Here is a 16,971-nt window from a genome sequence, read left to right as displayed (position 1 = left end):
TTGTTGTATTTACTATATTATGGTTTTTATCATTTTAAGTGGAAAATAAAGAGATAGAGTGCTAGTAATCAGTTCGTTTAAAAAAATAGTAAGGAGAAATGACTTATGAGCAAATCAGTATTTCCAAAAAATTTTTTATGGGGTGGCGCAACAGCAGCTAATCAATATGAAGGAGGATATCTTTCAGGCGGCAAAGAACTAAGTACTTTAGACGCTATTACAGGAGGCAGTCACACAACACCAAGAATGATCACGTACAAAACCAAAGAAGGTAAAGTCGAAACTTCTACCAGAGGAGGAGCTTTACCTGAAGGGGCGGTTGGCTATGTTGATCCTGACAAGTATTATCCAAGCCATGTGGCAACAGATTTTTACAATCATTATAAGGAAGATATTGCTTTATTTGCAGAAATGGGCTTCAAATGTTTTAGACTTTCAATTGCCTGGTCTAGAATTTGTCCAAAAGGAACAACGGAAATCAATGAAGAAGGCTTGGCTTTTTACGATAGCGTTTTTGATGAATTATTAAGTTATGGAATAGAACCAATTGTTACGATTAATCACTTTGATATTCCAATGTATTTAGCAGATGAATTAGACGGTTGGTCAAGTAGAAAAGTGATCGATTACTTCTTATTTTTCTGTGAAACATTATTTAAGCGTTACAAAGATAAAGTCAAATACTGGATGACGTTTAATGAAATCAATTTTTTACGTAGCTGGACACAAATCGGTATTCATAAAAATGATCCACAAGCGAAATATCAAGCAGCGCATCATTTATTTGTTGCTAGTGCTAAGGCGGTTAAATTAGGCCATGAGATCAATCCTGATTTCAATATAGGAATGATGGTGGCTTATATTCCAAGCTACCCAATGAGTTGCAATCCAGAAGATGTAATGGAAGCAATCAAGTTTAATCGTGAGCAAGAATTTTATATTGATGTCCAAGTCAAAGGGTATTATCCAGCCCACAAAATAAAAGAATTTGAGCGAGAAAATGTCGTGATCAAAAAAGAAGCGGGCGATGATGAGATTATTAAAGAAGGAACTGTTGATTATATCGGCTTTAGTTATTATATGTCGACCGTTTCTGCGGCTAATCCAGATGAAGTGAAATATGTAGGGGGAAATCAAATGCCGGCGGTCAAAAACCCGTATTTGCAAGAATCAGATTGGGGCTGGGCTGTAGATCCTTTAGGGTTACGTATTTCTTTGTGTAAATTGTATGATCGTTACAACGTACCATTATTTGTCGTAGAAAATGGCTTTGGTGCGGTGGATAAAATCGAAGCAGACGGTACGATCCAAGATGATTACCGTATTGATTATTTCAGTAAGCATGTGGCTGCAATGAAAGATGCTATTGAGTTAGACGGTGTTGATTTGATTGGTTATACGCCATGGGGATGTATTGATTTAGTTTCCGCTGGAACTGGTGAAATGAAAAAACGATATGGATTTATTTATGTTGATATGGATGACGAAGGAAATGGGACACTTGAGCGATCAAGGAAAAAATCTTTTTATTGGTATAAAAAATTGATTACAGCTAATGGCATACAAGAATAAATGTAAGGCTTACTTCAAAAGAATTTTGAAGTAAGCTTTTTTAATAAATTTTCAAAAAAAGGGCGTAAAATGTTGTAGTAAAAATCAACAGTGGTATACTGCTAATGAGGCGAATTTGCTGAATACAGAATTGTGTGATAAGAGTAGGCTTATATTTGAAAAAGCCGCAGGAGGAATTGTAATAATATGAAAAGAGTGTCAATCAAAGAATTAAAAAAATTAATCGAATTAACAGTCAATGAACCAGTTTCGATCATTGATGTTCGGGATGTGGATGAGTTTGCTGCAGGTCATATCGTCAATGCAAAAAACTATCCTTTGTCCACATTACCCGAAACAATGACAGAGATAAATCGTGAACAGCCCCATTATGTTATTTGTCAGCATGGTGTGCGTTCAGAGCATGCGTGCTCTTTTCTTGAAAATTATGGGTACAATGTCGTTTCTGTTTCAGAAGGTATGTCAGTTTGGGATGGAAAAGAAAAGAGTTATCGATAAAAAAAGAGGTTGGGACAGAAGTGTTTAACTCTGAGAATAAGAAGGAATTTACGAAAATTGCTTTAAAAAATTTTTGTAAATTTCAGCTTATTTCCGAAGGAGTTGCTTTTGCTCCCACCGTTTATTTGGATTCCTTGAGGCTGAGATGTGACTCGTAGAGTTATGACTCAGCCTCTTTTTTGTTCAGCAAACGCCGATAAGAGTTGGATTTTGAAATTAACTTATTTTTAGTAAGCAAAATCTCTTGCAAGTTCACTTACTTTTTGTTAGTATGTGAATGTAGATAAGAAAACAACAGTTATTGGAGGAAAAAAATCATGACAACAAAATTATTAATTGCTTATTATAGTTCAACAGGAACAGGTACACAAATGGTGAAATGGGCCAAAGAAGCAGCTGAAGCAAATGGTGCAGAAGTTCGTTTGAGAAAAGTCCATGAATTAGCTCCCGATGTGGCAATCGATTCAAATCCAGCTTGGCGTAAGAATGTTGACGCAAGTAAAGAGATCCCAGAAGTGACAAGTGATGATTTATTATGGGCAGATGCATACATCTTCTCTTCACCTTCACGTTTTGGCGTAATGGCTAGCCAATTAAAACAATTTTTTGATTTGCAAGGCGGACTTTGGGCACAAGGAAAATTAGCGAATAAGTTTGTAACAGCCTTTTCTTCTGCACAAAATCCAAATGGTGGACAAGAGCAAGTAATCCAAGGTATTTATACAGTAATGCAACACTGGGGTGCGATCATAGTACCAGCAGGCTACGTAAATCCATCGACTTTTGCAGCTGGCGGTAACCCTTATGGAACAAGTGCTTCAATTGACGGAGAAGGAAATATGCTGAAAGCTGATGAAGTGAAAGCAGCGATTCAAGATCAAACAAAACGTTTGGTTGATGTAACTAGTAAATATTTAGCTTAATAGTATGAGCATGGAAACGTTAAACCCCAAGAGAACTTAGTTCCCTTGGGGTTTTTCATTGGCTATATAGACTAATAAGATTTTACTTGGTCACATCTTCTCCAAACCATTCCTTAGAAATTTCGGCCAGTTTTCCTGATTTTCTTAGTTTTTCAAAACCGTTGTTGATTTTTTCAGCTAGTTTTGTATCAGACTTTCGTAAGCCCACCGCAAAAGCTTCACTTTCAAAATCACCACTGATAATCGAATAATTTGCTAAGTTATCTTCATGAGAAAGATAATAATTTGCATAAACACGATCAATCAATAAGCCATCGATGCGTCCAGATTTTAAATCCATAAAGGCTTCATTAAAGCCGTCATATAAAATAGCGTTCTGGTCTTTAACAAAATTTTTCAGAATTTCAGGTTGTTCTTCGAAGCTATTGTAGCCAGAAGAACCATTTTGAGCGCCTAGAATTTTTCCTTTCATATCCGCAAATTTATTGATATTATTTTTTTTCAAAGACACTACAACTTGCTCGTTTTTCATGTATTCATCACTAAATAAAACCTTTTCTTCACGTTCAGCACTTTTAGAATAACCATTCCAAATCAAGTCGATCGTCTGATTCTGTAATTCATTTTCTTTCATCGACCAATCAATTGGTTGAAAGTCCACAGTGATTCCGTATAAATCAAATACTGCTCGAGCTAAATCAACATCAAAACCGATGATCTCGCCAGATTTATTTTGAAAGCCCATGGGGACAAAGGAATCATCTAAACCGACAATCACCCGTTTTTCAGAATTGATCCGTGACCATTGATCTGTGTCTGTTTTTTTTCTGCCACAACCCGCTATTGATAAGACAGCAAATAAAGCAGTTATGGTAAGGATCAGATAGTTTTTTTTCGTCATATGAAGCGTCCTTTCTACTGAACAGGTGTTACTGTTAGTAAGTTATCTGCAATATTTTCAGCAAAATTCATATCATGAGTGACGACGATTTGCGTCATGCCTTGCGCTTTTAGCGTCAAAATTACTTCTTCGACTTGCTGACGAAGTTCAGGATCAAGCGCACTGGTTGGCTCGTCATAACCTAATACCTTAGGTTTCATAGAAAGAGCACGGGCGAGAGCTACTCGTTGTTTTTGACCACCGGATAATTGATAAGGATACAAGCGCTCTTTTCCACTAAGTCCGAATTTTGTCAGTAATTCCATTGCTTCAGATTCACTAGCTTCTTTTGTTTGTTTTAATGAAAGAATCGGTGCTAAAGTTATATTGTCTAGAACTGAAAGGTGGGGGAATAATTGAAAATCTTGAAAAACGATCCCTACGACTTGGTCTGCATTATCCATTTCCACAGGATTAAAAGGTACACCATCCATCGTTAGTTCGCCAGAATCGATCGTTTCTAGACCGGCTAAGCAACGCAGCAAAGTTGTTTTCCCACCGCCGGAAGGTCCTACGATTGTTAAGATTTCTCCATCTTTGATTTCTAAATTCAATTGATCGATGATACGGCGACCATCGAAGCTTTTGGTTAAATTTTTTATTCGTAACATGATTTTCCTCCTAAATTTAAAAGCGTAGCGGGCTCGTTCAGCTCTGACAGGAAAATAGGAAATCATGAATGAGGTGCTTTTTGCCTCAATCATAATTTATCTTTTTCCCGAAGAGCTAGCCCGCGTAGCTAGATATGATTAAAAGCGTAACAGGCTCGTTCAACTCTGACAGGAAAATAGGAAATCATGAATGAGGTGCTTTTTGCCTCAATCATAATTTATCTTTTTCCCGAAGAGCTAGCCTGCGAAGCTAGGTATGATATCTGGTAACAACGTTCCGCTTATTTATAATACTGATAGTGTTTTTCTAATTTTTTCGAAGCCAGAGTCAGCACAGCTGTCAATAATAGATAAATAACACCAACTAAAACTAATGGTAATAAACTAACATCCCGACTCATCGCAATTTTCCCTGCTCGTAATAAATCCCCTAAACCAAGTACATAAATCAAAGAAGTATCCTTAACCAAATTAATCACTTCATTACCAATAGAAGGTAATACGACTTTGATCACCTGAGGTAAAATAATCCTTGAAACTGTTTGAAATCGTGTTAAACGTAAAACTTTAGCTGCTTCATATTGCCCTTCAGGAATAGATTGAATCCCACCACGGAAAATTTCTGCAAAATAAGCTGCATAATTTAAAATAAAAGCGAATAAAGCTGCATCGTATCGCTCAAAGACGATCCCAATCAATGGTAATCCGTAAAAAACAAAAATAAGTTGCAATAATAATGGCGTTCCACGCATCAGCCAAATATAAATATTGATCAGAAAATTCAAGGGTTTAAAATTTGTCTGTAAGGCAAACGCAACTAAAATCCCTAGTGGAATCGAGCCTAACAGCGTAAAAATAAATACTTTCAATGTCATGAGTGCGCCGTCTAGTAAAGCCGGCATGATTTCTAAAACGTAGTTCATAATTTTTCCTCCATTTTTTTAATTTTCTTTTTTCTAAGAGTAAACAAAAAATCCCCTTGGCCATATTGCCAAGAGGACGAAATAATCGTGGTTCCACCTCAATTTGTTAATACCTCGCAGCATTAACCTCATGGAATCTTTACTAAGCTAAAGATTCTTTTCTGATAACGGAGAATGCCGCAGCTTCTTACTTGATTCAGAAGATGACTGAAACAGATGTGTTCATCGAAGGTTTCCAGCTTTTTTTCTCAGCGAATAAAAAAGTCTCTGTCAGGAAATGATCTGTGATTACTTGTTCTGTTTATACGTTTTTGATTTTATTGATCAAAATGTGTGGGAAATGAATGTTATTTTGTATTAAGGTAACTATTGAAATTCATGAGTAAACAAAAAGTCCTCTGGCAATTAAGCCAAAGGACGTAAAATTCGTGGTTCCACCTTTTTTTATTATCGCTTCACAACGATAACCTCATGAAGTCATAGACTTCTAATGCTATAACGGGCATTCCCGAACTTTCCTACTAATAGGTTCAAAAAGTTAACTCCCAGATGTGGTTCGCTTTATCTTTTAGTCTTTTTCCACCAGCCAAAGACTCTCTTCAATAAAAAATAAAGGTACTCTTCTGTTCTTTGTTTTTTATTACTTTACCACCAGTTTTTCTCCTTGTCAATAACTCTTTGTTTAGAAAATTCAGAAAATAGGATGTTTTAAGCATAAAAGTAACCGATTAAGTGAAGTTGAGGTAAAATAGAAATAGTTATTTCCTATTAAAAAGTAAGTAAATGGCGATAGAGAAAAACTATCGCACTGTTTCTATTTATACTATCCTTTCATATATATATCTGATAAACTATGTACAATTATTGTCGGAAAGTAAAAAGGAGTGGTGTTGATTGAAGCGGCCGATTATTGGAATTGCAGCAAATGAAATTGAAGATGCAGGAGCGCGGTTGTATCATTTACCGATTAGTTACACGCCTTGCGGTTATGTTAAAGCAGTTCAAAATGCTGGCGGCTTACCTATGGTTTTGCCAATTGGGTCTCCTGATTTGGCTAAGGATTATATCACACAAATCGATAAGTTGATTTTAGCTGGCGGACAGAATGTTTCACCAGCTTTATATGGTGAATCAATTCAAGTTGAAGAAGCTTCATTATCTGAAGAAAGAGATCAATTTGAGTTAGCATTGATTGAAGAAGCCATTGCACAAAAGAAACCGATTTTTGCAATTTGTCGTGGACTACAGCTGGTTAATGTAGCTTTGGGTGGTAGTTTATATCAAGATCTCAGTCATTTGAATGATACGAAAATCGCCCATATGCAAGTACCGGTATCTAGAGAAATTCCTACACATCAGATCCACACAGAAGACACATGTATTTTACGTAAAATCTATGGTGAAAAAACGACTGTTAATTCATTTCATTTTCAAGCAGTAAAAAAATTAGCAAAAAAGCTAAAGGTTACAGCACTTAGTGAAGATGGTATCATTGAAGGGGTGGAAAGTAACAATTCAAATCTAGCATTTTTAGGAGTGCAGTGGCATCCTGATTTTGCTTATGATCATTTAGAGCAAGAAATGGCTATTTTTCGTTATGTCGTTGAAGAATTATAGAGAATCTAGCGTTTAAAAAGAGGAGGAATTAGGTAATGAAGAAAAAGTTTGGTGTTTTTGTATTGGCAGCGAGTTTATTATTGACAGCTTGTAGTGGGGGCAAAGGGACAAGTTCATCTGGTGAAAAAACGGATGATGGAAAAACAGCTCAGACACAAGTGATCAAAGTTGCTTCTGGGGGAGAATTATCAACATTAGATAGCGCTCATTATACGGATGTTTACAGTTCAGATATGATCGGCCAAGTTGTTGAAGGTCTTTATCGAATGGATAAAAATCATGATCCTGAGTTGGCTGTTGCAGCGAGTGAACCGACTGTCAGTGATGATGGATTAGTTTACACATTCAAATTAAAAGAAACCAAATGGAGCAATGGTGATCCAGTTATAGCGGGTGATTTTGTTTCTTCATTTAGAAATGTTGTTGATCCAAGTTTTGGCTCAAGTAGTAGCAACCAAATGGATATTTTCAAAAATGGTCGAAAAATCCGTGAAGGACAAGCTAAATTGGATGAACTTGGTGTAAAAGCAATTGATGATCAAACCTTAGAAATGACGTTGGAATATCCAATTCCTTATTTAGCTCAAGTCTTAGTAGGAACACCCTTTATGCCTAAAAACGAAAAATTCGTCAAAGAAAAGGGCGAAGCATATGGCACTTCAACGGATAACTTTGTTGGAAATGGTCCATTCGTGATCTCAGGTTGGGATGGTAACACAGAAAATTGGAAATTAACGAAAAACAAAGACTATTGGGATCAAAAAAATGTCAAATTAGATACGATCGATGTTCAAGTAGTCAAAGAAATCGGGACAGGAACGAATCTGTTTGATGCTGGTGATTTAGATTACACTGTTTTAGCAGATACCTATGCGCTCCAATATAAAGATTCACCTCAAGCACATTTTATACCCAAAGCAATGGTTGGTTATTTAAGTCCTAACCATAAACGAGAAGTAACGGGCAATGTAAATGTTCGTAAAGCGATTTTACAAGCTATCGATAAAGAGACATTTGCTAAAGATATTTTAGGGGATGGGTCAACAGCAATCAATGGTTTTGTACCAAAAGACTTTGCAAAAGATCCTGAAACAGGTGAGGACTTCCGTAAAGAAAATGGCGATTTCCTTCCGTTTAATTTAAAAGCAGCACAAAAGAGCTGGGAAACAGCTAAGAAAGAGTTAGGCAAAGATGAAATCGAATTAGAATTACTTTCAGCTGATTCAGCACTTGCGAAAAAGACGATCGAGTATGTTCAAGGACAGTTGCAACAAAATTTACCTGGTTTAAAAATTAAGTTAAAATCAGTTCCATTACAAAATCGCTTGGATTTACAAACTGCTGGTGAGTTTGACTTAGTTTTTGGGACATGGACACCTGATTATGCTGATCCAATCAACTTTTTAGAATTCTATGATTCTAAGAGCGGCTTGAATACGGCGGGCTACAATAATCCTGAATATGATAAAGGTTTGAATGATGCTAGAATCACATTAGCAAATGATCCAGAAAAACGTTGGGATAAATTGAAAGAATTAGAAGAAACGCTGATTGAAAAAGATGCGGCTGTTTTGCCACTTTACCAAGGAGCAATCGGTTATCTAAAAGCGGATCAATTAAAAGAACTACAAGTTTTTCCTTTTGGAAGAACGGTATCTTATCGTTTGGCTTATGTTGAATAACAGATAAAAAATGAAGAAGTAAGTGGATTTTTAAGATATTTATCTTAAAAATCCACTTTTTTTATTATTATTTATAAGGGATCGATGAATACGTTGATACCAGTATTTATAGCGTATGAAATGTAAAGTAATAATAGAAAAATCCAACCAAGAGCATGCGTATCTTTTGTAATTGTCGGATAATGCGTTTAACATAAAATGTATAGACAGGAAAAAAACTTTTACAAAAGAACAAACAATGTTGGAGGGAGAAAATCTATGCGAGTGATCAAAGGAATTATTTCGTTATTGTTAATAGCTGGTATTTTTGGGATCGCCGGTTTATATTCTCAAATGGTGGATTTAGGCGTTGTAACGACGTTTTTCAATAATTTGCTATTTCAATATGATTGGTTGTTTTATTTTTATCAAGTTGTTCTGTTTGTTTTATTAGCAGTCTTGTTGCTGACTTTTTTGATGGTTTTATTCAAACCAATTACCAAAAAGCAAATCCACATAAAAAAAGATACAGGACAGGTCAACTTGCCTTTGAATACACTGGAATCAATTGCTAGGTCTTCACTACATGGAATTGTAAATGTCAATGATGCACAGGTGAAAGTGAGATTGACCAAGAAACAAACAGCAGATGTAGAAGTCACGATAGCAGATGAGAAACAACAGCAGTTTTTAAGTAGAGGGAAACAAATTCAAGAATTGATCCCACAAGCTTTACAAAATATGGCAATGATTGAGACGAATAAAATAAACGTTATTTTCAAAAAGAAAAAAGTAGAATCGTCCTTGTTGCCAAGCGGAAAAAAAGAGTCACGTGTGGTTTAAAGGAGGAAGCATAGTGAAAAAACGAATGATAATAGCTCCTTACCGCAATCAAATTGTATTCACGGTTTTAGCTGTTTTAATTGCTATTCTTTTGATGACAATTGGATTTTGGAAAACAGTTTTGCTTGTCGCTTTAACAGGAATCGGCTATTTTATTGGCAAAACGCAAGATGAAAAACGCTCTATCTCTTCAATTTTAGCTTCTATACAAGCTTTTTTTGAAAGGTAAAAATAAATTGAATCAAAATCAGAAAGGTTGAGAAGAAAATGGATAACAAAGCAAATGGAAACACAACTGAGGGAACAAACGTAAATGGAATCAAAACAAAATTAACATTTGACGACCAAGTCGTGAAAAAAATTGCTGGTATCGCCGTATCAGAAATCCCTGGTATTTTAGGATTGAGCGGAAATGCAATTACAAACTTGACCGACAAATTTACGAATGGAAACAACCCAACTAAAGGAATCAGTGCAGAAGTTGGAACAAAACAAGTAGCGATCGATTTAGATGTAATTGGGGAATATGGAAAAAATATTGCTCAAGTATTTGATACAGCAACTAAAAAAGTTGCCGATGAAGTAAAAAACATGACTGGTTTGGATGTTATTGAATTTAACATGAACGTAGATGATGTCATGTCAAAAGAACAGTATGAAGAAAAATTCGAAAACAAGAAAAAAGATGATAATGAAAATGATAAAAAACAAGAAAACAATACGCGTACATTACAATAATGTTTTGGTGTATTTCAATTAGAGGAGGACATTTAATATGTTTAGTTTTATTTGGTCATTGATTGTCGGTGGCGTACTTGGAGCCATTGCTGGAGCAATTTTAGGTAGAGATGTACCAGGTGGTGTAATTGGTAATATTATCGTTGGATTTATTGGTAGCTGGGTAGGTACGATGCTTTTAGGAAACTTCGGCCCGATTATCGGTGGTTTCCCAATTATTTCCGCACTGATCGGTGCAGTGATTTGTATTGCGATTTATTCGTTTATTGCGAAACGAATGGCATAAATAAAAAAAAGTTCTGATAAGGTTGTTATAACTTATCGGAACTTTTTTTATTTGATGACTGAACTGTTTTTTTCTATTCCAACATTTCTGCCGGCAGTAAAATCGTTTCTTTATTCCCATCATCAAAAGCGAAAACTTGAGATGGGTATTCTTCAGAATAGGGGAAAGGCAAGTCAACGGCCATTTGAACGTCGCTTATTTCTTGTGAGAAATGAACGGTTACTTTCCCGCCATTATCGATCAAATCAAAATATAACATATTTGTGAGTGGAATAACACCTTTTAAATCCAAATCAATAATCAGCCAGATACTGTCGATCAAAGCGCTAGGTAGACTTTCAACCACTCCTAAAGAAGCGTACCGACTACGTTCACTATCAAAACTTTCAACCATTTATATGACCTCCTTTATCTATCTAATAATAACAGTATACCTTATTTAGTAAAAACGCGCTTCTGTCATGTTTCATAAAAAAAGCAAGTAGAAAGCTTGCGATTCTTTGCAATAAAAAAGAGACAAGGTCAAAAGACCTCATCTCCCTAAATTTATTTGTAAGCAACCATTTATTCTGATTTTTCACCAATTACTGTAGGTTCAGCGGCTTCTTCAGAACTTTCTTCTTCAGTTGCAGCTTTGGCTTCTGTAACGGCCACGATTTGCTCTTCGCCATCAGTAATGATATCGTAATCTTTGCTTTTTGGTAAATCAGCGACAGTAATTGCATCGCCAATCGCTAGTTTAGTAATATCGACTTCTACACGTTCTGGTAATTTGTCTGGAGTTGCTGAAACTAAAACATTATATAAGTTTTGTGTTAATTCACCACCAGATTTCACACCAGCGGATTCGCCAACAAGAACGATTTCAGCTTCTACTTCAGTTGTTTCTTTCATGTTTACAGCTAGAAATTCGACATGTTTCATTTGATTTGTGAAAGTGTCCAATTGCGCTTTAAATAGCAATGTATTGATTTTTTTGCCACCAATAGTCATTGTGATTACAGCATTGGCACCATTATCTCGTAAAATTTTTGTTAATTCTTTTTGATCGACTGAAATGGGTGTACTTTCAATTTCATACCCATAAACGACGGCGGGAACTTGACCAGTGTGACGTAGTTGATTTCTTAGTGAACGCGGACGGACAGCTCTTTCTTTAACTTCTAATGATACTGACATAACCTAAATTCCTCCTTGATTTAAAAGCTGAACGAGCCCTTTTAGTCTCAACTGATTTAAGAGAGACTAGCTCGTGAAGCTAGATAAATAAAATGAATTTATATTTGGTTATCTGCAAAACGCAACATGATGGAAAAAAGGAGTTTTGTTGACGCATATTGTAAACATGTAAAAGCATAAACTTAGCTAAGGTTTTCCTGTTCAAATTTGAAACGAACGAGTAGCTTCTACAAACGGACAACAAAAACAAAAAATCCCGAATAATTGTGCACAATTATCCAGGGGGAAATTCCATATGATACCTTATTCTCTCCCAGGTCATTACGCTGTTTTTGAGAAACCTTATTCACTTTCTATATCAACCATAACGCGAATTCAAAGTTAAGTCAAGGGAAGTGAAAGAAGAAGGGGCGTCTTTTAAATAGTACTTAAAGTTTTGTTTAAGAGTGAATGAACCGTTTTCTTATCCTATTTTCTTTTCATTCTCTAAAGTTTATACTAGAATGTTACTTGAAATGAGGAAAATAAATGCGCTTAGATAAATTATTAGAACAAGAAAAAATTGGATCAAGAAGGAAAGTCAAAGCTCTGATTCGCAGTAAACAAGTCACTGTTGATGGACAGGTCATGATGGATGAAAGTTTAAATGTAGATGCTGCCTTGCAAGATATTTTCGTTGGAGATGAAAAAATCCAACAACAAACCCACGTCTATTATATGCTGAACAAACCTCAAGGCGTTGTGACAGCAGTTAAAGATGTTCAGCATCAAACCGTCATTGATTTAATTAGGGCAAGTGATCAAAGAGCTGGGCTATATCCTATCGGTCGCTTAGATCGAGATACGGAAGGGTTACTCTTGATTACGGATAATGGCCAATTAGGTTATCAGTTATTATTGCCACATAAAAAAGTTTCAAAGTGTTATGAAGTCGTTGTTAATGAACGTTTGACGGAAGTAGATTGTAAAGAATTTGCTGAAGGAATCGTATTTTCAGATGGTAAACAATGCAAGCCGGCTGAGCTCAGAATTTTGTCTTCAGAAGAAAATAAAAGTCATGCCCATTTAGATATCACTGAAGGAAAATTTCATCAGGTCAAAAAAATGTTTTTATCTGTAGGGAAAAAAGTGATCTATCTAAAACGCTTGTCGATGGGACCGATCCGATTAGATCCAAGCCTTGGTTTAGGTGAATACCGTTCTTTAAATCAACAAGAATTACAGGCTTTAATGCCCTACTTTACCATTCATAAAAAAGAAAAGAGTGTGGAACATGAAATTTAAAACCTTATTATTTGATGTCGACGATACATTACTAGATTTTCAATTAACAGAAAAAAAAGCATTACAAGCGCTTTTTCAAGAAGAAGAGCTAACGTTGACTGATGAAATAGAAGCAACTTATAGAAAAATCAACAGCCAATTATGGCGGGATTTCGAACAAGGAAAAACAGATAAAAAGACGATTACGGATACTCGTTTTAGTTTGTTGTTTGCTCAGCTGAATAAAAAAGTGGATGGGAAAAAGATGGGAGAACAGTATCGCTATCATTTAAGTCAAGGCCATGATTTGCTAGGAAATAGTAAAGAAATTATTGAACGTCTTAAACCAGACTATGCGCTTTATATTGTTACAAACGGTGTAGCAAAAACGCAATATCAGCGATTGAATGATTCGAACATGACTTCTTTTTTCAACGATATTTTTGTTTCAGAAGAAGTGGGGTATCAAAAACCAATGAAGGAATATTTTGATTATGTTTTTGAACGGATTCCAAGTTTTGAGCGGGAAAAAACACTGATCATTGGTGATTCACTAGCTTCAGATATTCAGGGAGGTAATTTAGCTGAGATTCAGACTCTGTGGTTAAATCCTTCGAAACAACCAGCAACACAAGCGATTCAACCGACTTATGAAATCAGTCGGTTAGACGATATTTTTAGTGTTTTGAACTAATGAAAAACAGTGATCAAGAGTAGGTTCCAAATCTCTTGATCACTGTTTTTACTATTTACACATCAATGCTCAATCGCACCATATCTTTCAAAACAAGTTTATTTTCGATAATTTCTTTTTCATAGTGACGTAGGAAAAAATCACGATCAATATTTGTCATACGAAAGCCACATTTTTGATAGAGATATAGTTGTCCAAAGCTAGTACTTCCAGTACCGATTTCTACTGTTTTATATCGATTGTTTTTAGCATGAGCTAATGCAAATTGAATTAATTTTTCACCAAACCCCTTTTTTTGCAATTTTTCAGAGACAGCGATGTTGACGATTTCTAGGGTTTCAGGACGAGTGGGTAGCAAGACTAAAATACCGACAATCGTTTCGCTGAAAATAGCTTCAAAACATAAGCCACGTTTTACATACTCTTCTATCAAAGACTTATCTGGATCAGCTGATAATAATAAATCATAGTGTGCTGTTTGAAGTTCTTGAATTTCATTAATCCTCATACTATTAACTCCCTTCTAGTGGATCTGTAAAAAAATCGACAGATTTAAAAAATAAATAGATAAAATTGTAGCATTCTTGCTCGTTTCTATTATAATAGAAAAAGGTTAACATGACTATTACATACAAGAGAGAGGTTTCGTTGAATGAAAAATACTCAACCAATCGTGATTGGTGTTACTGGTGGTTCCGGTAGTGGAAAGACCAGTGTCAGTCGGGCGATTTTCAATCATTTTCCTAATCATTCGATCATGATGTTGGAACAAGATTCTTATTATAAAGATCAAAGCCATTTGAGTTTTGAAGAAAGATTAACAACGAATTATGATCATCCGTTTGCTTTTGATACGGATTTGTTAATCGAGCATTTGCAACAATTAATAAGCTATCAAACAATTGAAAAACCCGTGTATGATTATGTTGCACATACAAGAAGTTCAGACATTATTATTCAAGAACCAAAAGAGGTTATTATTTTAGAAGGTATTCTGATTTTAGAAGATATCCGTTTACGAGAGTTGATGGATATTAAATTATATGTGGACACAGATGATGATATCCGCATCATTCGTAGAATCAAACGTGATATGGAAGAGCGAGGAAGAACTCTCGATTCTGTTATTGAACAATATCTGAATGTGGTAAAGCCAATGTATCATCAGTTTATTGAGCCCACGAAACGTTATGCAGATGTGATTGTTCCAGAAGGCGGAGAAAATCATGTAGCTATTGATTTGATTACGACAAAAGTGGCAAGTATTTTAAATGAAGTATAAATAGATGGAAAATAAAAAATAAGCAATTGTATTGAAGAATCTCAAATACAATTGCTTATTTTTTGTTATTTTATTTTAATTGAAAAAATGAAATATAGACAAATCATTCATAGGTATAGTATCTTATGAGATAACTATTGACGGGCATATCAGTTATCGTAGAGAGGAACCTATTGGATGAGAATTTTAATTATTGAGGATAATCGTGAACTGGCACTATCAGTTCAAAAGGGTTTAGAACGAGAAAAATTTTTAGTAGATCTAGCATTTTCTGGGCTTGAAGGAGAAGAAAAGGCCTATGTAAATAACTATGACGCTATTTTATTAGACTTGAATTTACCAGATAAAGATGGATTATCTATTTTGAATTTTTTAAGAGATTCGAACATTGGCACTCCTATTATCATTACTACAGCTAGGGACGAAATCGAAGAAAGAGCCAAGGGACTTGACTTTGGCGCAGATGATTATTTAGTCAAACCTTTTGAATTATTGGAATTAGTTGCCCGCATTCGTGCGGTTATTCGGCGTTTCCATGGTCGGACATCGCCTCATATCCAAATCAATCAGTTAATGATCGATCCTGTGAAGCGTTTTGTTCGTTATGGGGAAACAGAAGTCGTGTTAAAACCAAAAGAATTCGATATTTTGTTATGTATTGCTCAACAACATCCAGCGGTAGTTTCTACAGAAATGATAGCTGAACATGTTTATGACGAAAACTTTGATCCATTTTCTTCTGTTTTGCGTGTTCATATTGCCCGCTTAAAAAAACAACTTGCCCAAGCATCAGGAAAAGAGTTACTTAAAACTATTCGGGCGAAAGGATATCAATTATGCGAGTAAATTTTAAAATTAGTTTGACCGTATTAACCTTTGCTTTTTTTGTTATTTTGATTATCAGTGGTGGTTTTTTTGCAGTGAAAAATAACTGGCGTTCACTCCAGATAGGTCAGTCAATCGGTTCAGCTGTATATGTTGTGAATGATGTAAATTCAACAATTGCTCAAGAAAAACCGATAACAAGTATTGAACTTAAAGCATCTGAATTAGTTAGTACGCAAACGCTTGATGATATTTATTTAAATAGTTTATCCAAGTATTTGCCAATGATTATTTTAGCAGTGTGTTCAGCCATTTTAGTGCTGACTATGACACTATGGTTTGTTTTACGGCGGATTTATACGAAGCAAATGGTTTCGATCATCCATGATTTACAGTTTCTAGAAAAATTTTCAGAAGATAAAGTTGAAGATAAATCTGTTGCTAAAGCATTTAAACAACTAAAAGATAAATTTGATGGGAATTTAGATGATTATAAAAGACTAAGTAGTTATCTTACTCATGAACAGAAAAATGCCATTGCGATTTTACGAGCTAATTTAGAACTAGAGCAAAACGAAACGGGTAATCTGCATATTCTAGATCGTCTGACGGATAGTATCGATGATATTTTAACTCTTTCAAACAGTACGGAAGAGGTGATGAGTGAACAAGTTGATGTTTCATTGATCTGTGCAGAAGTGTGCGATACATATCGCAAAAGTTACCCACAGCTTACCTTTTCTTTTGATGAAATCAAGTCGACATTGATCATAGGTAAAAACCGCTGGATCTATCGAGCGGTATCAAATTTAGTGGATAATGCAATCAAATATGGTAATGGCAAGCCTATAGAAGTTGCTGTTAATAATAAAAAAGGCAGTGTTATTGTTGAAATCAAAGATCATGGAAAAGGGATTGATCCTGAAGTTCATGCAACTATTTTTAATCATAATTATCGAATAAATGGGCTCAAACAAGATGGTTACGGTATTGGATTATCAGTGGTGTCTCATGTTTGTGACTTATGTCAGGGCTTTGTTTATGTTGAAAGTAAAAAAAATCAAGGTTCAACTTTTTATCTATCATTTCCACAAATCATTGAAAGTTAACATTCAG

Annotated in this window: 20 protein-coding genes and 2 other annotated features; of the genes, 14 read left to right on the top strand and 6 right to left on the bottom strand. The window is 35.2% G+C overall.

Annotated elements, in window-relative coordinates; all coding sequences use genetic code 11:
* The first annotated feature begins 105 nt into the window (after window positions 1-105).
* The 3 genes from BCR21_RS10705 (at window position 106) to wrbA (ending at window position 2,993) form a co-directional block, all read left to right on the top strand.
* Entirely contained in the window at window positions 106-1,572 is a 1,467-nt protein-coding gene (locus tag BCR21_RS10705; RefSeq protein WP_069646444.1) for a glycoside hydrolase family 1 protein, read from the top strand.
* A gap of 186 nt (window positions 1,573-1,758) precedes the next feature.
* Window positions 1,759-2,070, top strand: coding sequence for a rhodanese-like domain-containing protein (locus BCR21_RS10700; protein WP_069646443.1), 312 nt, complete (start codon window positions 1,759-1,761; stop codon window positions 2,068-2,070).
* A 317-nt stretch (window positions 2,071-2,387) separates the two neighbouring features.
* Entirely contained in the window at window positions 2,388-2,993 is a 606-nt protein-coding gene (gene wrbA, locus BCR21_RS10690; protein ID WP_069646441.1) for an NAD(P)H:quinone oxidoreductase type IV, read from the top strand.
* Between the two features lie 82 nt (window positions 2,994-3,075).
* On the opposite strand, the gene BCR21_RS10685 is transcribed toward wrbA, so the two are convergent.
* From BCR21_RS10685 to BCR21_RS10675, 3 genes are all read right to left on the bottom strand, one after another.
* Window positions 3,076-3,894 (bottom strand): amino acid ABC transporter substrate-binding protein, encoded by an 819-nt coding sequence (locus tag BCR21_RS10685; protein WP_069646440.1) that lies wholly within the window; start codon window positions 3,892-3,894, stop codon window positions 3,076-3,078.
* Window positions 3,895-3,908: 14 nt separating this feature from the next.
* A complete protein-coding gene (locus BCR21_RS10680; protein WP_069646439.1) occupies window positions 3,909-4,544 on the bottom strand; it encodes an amino acid ABC transporter ATP-binding protein in 636 nt (211 codons plus the stop codon).
* Between the two features lie 281 nt (window positions 4,545-4,825).
* Window positions 4,826-5,467 carry an amino acid ABC transporter permease gene (locus BCR21_RS10675; protein ID WP_069646438.1) on the bottom strand — a complete coding sequence of 214 codons (642 nt, stop codon included), beginning with the start codon at window positions 5,465-5,467 and terminating at the stop codon, window positions 4,826-4,828.
* 69 nt (window positions 5,468-5,536) lie between these two features.
* Window positions 5,537-5,781: a binding site (T-box leader), on the bottom strand.
* A 96-nt stretch (window positions 5,782-5,877) separates the two neighbouring features.
* Window positions 5,878-6,107, bottom strand: a binding site (T-box leader).
* A gap of 254 nt (window positions 6,108-6,361) precedes the next feature.
* Between BCR21_RS10675 and BCR21_RS10670 the strand changes: the two genes are divergently transcribed.
* The 6 genes from BCR21_RS10670 to BCR21_RS10645 all read left to right on the top strand — a co-directional run bounded on the left by BCR21_RS10670 (window position 6,362) and on the right by BCR21_RS10645 (window position 10,612).
* Entirely contained in the window at window positions 6,362-7,084 is a 723-nt protein-coding gene (locus BCR21_RS10670) for a gamma-glutamyl-gamma-aminobutyrate hydrolase family protein (protein ID WP_069646437.1), read from the top strand.
* 35 nt (window positions 7,085-7,119) lie between these two features.
* A complete protein-coding gene (locus BCR21_RS10665) occupies window positions 7,120-8,766 on the top strand; it encodes a peptide ABC transporter substrate-binding protein (RefSeq protein ID WP_069646436.1) in 1,647 nt (548 codons plus the stop codon).
* A 258-nt stretch (window positions 8,767-9,024) separates the two neighbouring features.
* A complete protein-coding gene (gene amaP / locus BCR21_RS10660; RefSeq protein ID WP_069646435.1) occupies window positions 9,025-9,588 on the top strand; it encodes an alkaline shock response membrane anchor protein AmaP in 564 nt (187 codons plus the stop codon).
* A gap of 13 nt (window positions 9,589-9,601) precedes the next feature.
* Window positions 9,602-9,817: a DUF2273 domain-containing protein gene (locus tag BCR21_RS10655; protein ID WP_205684843.1), complete on the top strand. Its 216-nt coding sequence runs from the start codon at window positions 9,602-9,604 to the stop codon at window positions 9,815-9,817.
* A gap of 38 nt (window positions 9,818-9,855) precedes the next feature.
* The gene (locus tag BCR21_RS10650; RefSeq protein ID WP_069646434.1) at window positions 9,856-10,326 is read left to right on the top strand and encodes an Asp23/Gls24 family envelope stress response protein; all 471 of its coding nucleotides are present in this window, start codon (window positions 9,856-9,858) and stop codon (window positions 10,324-10,326) included.
* A 37-nt stretch (window positions 10,327-10,363) separates the two neighbouring features.
* A complete protein-coding gene (locus BCR21_RS10645; protein WP_010762557.1) occupies window positions 10,364-10,612 on the top strand; it encodes a GlsB/YeaQ/YmgE family stress response membrane protein in 249 nt (82 codons plus the stop codon).
* 73 nt (window positions 10,613-10,685) lie between these two features.
* On the opposite strand, the gene BCR21_RS10640 is transcribed toward BCR21_RS10645, so the two are convergent.
* Complete coding sequence (locus BCR21_RS10640) at window positions 10,686-11,006, bottom strand: DUF960 domain-containing protein (RefSeq protein ID WP_069646433.1); 321 nt, start codon at window positions 11,004-11,006, stop codon at window positions 10,686-10,688.
* Window positions 11,007-11,176: 170 nt separating this feature from the next.
* Window positions 11,177-11,791, bottom strand: coding sequence for a 50S ribosomal protein L25/general stress protein Ctc (locus tag BCR21_RS10635; protein WP_069646432.1), 615 nt, complete (start codon window positions 11,789-11,791; stop codon window positions 11,177-11,179).
* Between the two features lie 528 nt (window positions 11,792-12,319).
* Between BCR21_RS10635 and BCR21_RS10630 the strand changes: the two genes are divergently transcribed.
* Together BCR21_RS10630 and BCR21_RS10625 are read left to right on the top strand one after the other, a co-directional pair.
* The gene (locus tag BCR21_RS10630) at window positions 12,320-13,075 is read left to right on the top strand and encodes a 16S rRNA pseudouridine(516) synthase (RefSeq protein ID WP_069646431.1); all 756 of its coding nucleotides are present in this window, start codon (window positions 12,320-12,322) and stop codon (window positions 13,073-13,075) included.
* Window positions 13,065-13,748 carry a YjjG family noncanonical pyrimidine nucleotidase gene (locus tag BCR21_RS10625; RefSeq protein ID WP_069646430.1) on the top strand — a complete coding sequence of 228 codons (684 nt, stop codon included), beginning with the start codon at window positions 13,065-13,067 and terminating at the stop codon, window positions 13,746-13,748. The genes BCR21_RS10630 and BCR21_RS10625 overlap by 11 nt, the downstream gene beginning before the upstream one ends.
* Before the next feature lie 55 nt (window positions 13,749-13,803).
* Here the strand turns inward: BCR21_RS10625 and BCR21_RS10620 are convergent, their stop codons facing one another.
* Window positions 13,804-14,256, bottom strand: a complete 453-nt coding sequence (locus BCR21_RS10620) for a GNAT family N-acetyltransferase (RefSeq protein WP_069646429.1) — start codon at window positions 14,254-14,256, stop codon at window positions 13,804-13,806.
* A 144-nt stretch (window positions 14,257-14,400) separates the two neighbouring features.
* Here BCR21_RS10620 and udk point away from each other — a divergent pair, with 144 nt between their 5' ends.
* From udk to BCR21_RS10605, 3 genes are all read left to right on the top strand, one after another.
* Entirely contained in the window at window positions 14,401-15,030 is a 630-nt protein-coding gene (gene udk, locus BCR21_RS10615) for a uridine kinase (RefSeq protein WP_069646428.1), read from the top strand.
* Between the two features lie 177 nt (window positions 15,031-15,207).
* Window positions 15,208-15,876 (top strand): response regulator transcription factor, encoded by a 669-nt coding sequence (locus tag BCR21_RS10610; protein WP_069646427.1) that lies wholly within the window; start codon window positions 15,208-15,210, stop codon window positions 15,874-15,876.
* A complete protein-coding gene (locus tag BCR21_RS10605) occupies window positions 15,867-16,964 on the top strand; it encodes a sensor histidine kinase (RefSeq protein ID WP_069646426.1) in 1,098 nt (365 codons plus the stop codon). The genes BCR21_RS10610 and BCR21_RS10605 overlap by 10 nt, the downstream gene beginning before the upstream one ends.
* The last annotated feature ends 7 nt before the right edge of the window (window positions 16,965-16,971 follow it).

It is taken from the genome of Enterococcus ureasiticus, assembly GCF_001730285.1.
Lineage (GTDB): Bacteria > Bacillota > Bacilli > Lactobacillales > Enterococcaceae > Enterococcus_L > Enterococcus_L ureasiticus.
This window is presented reverse-complemented; position numbering and strand designations above follow the sequence as displayed.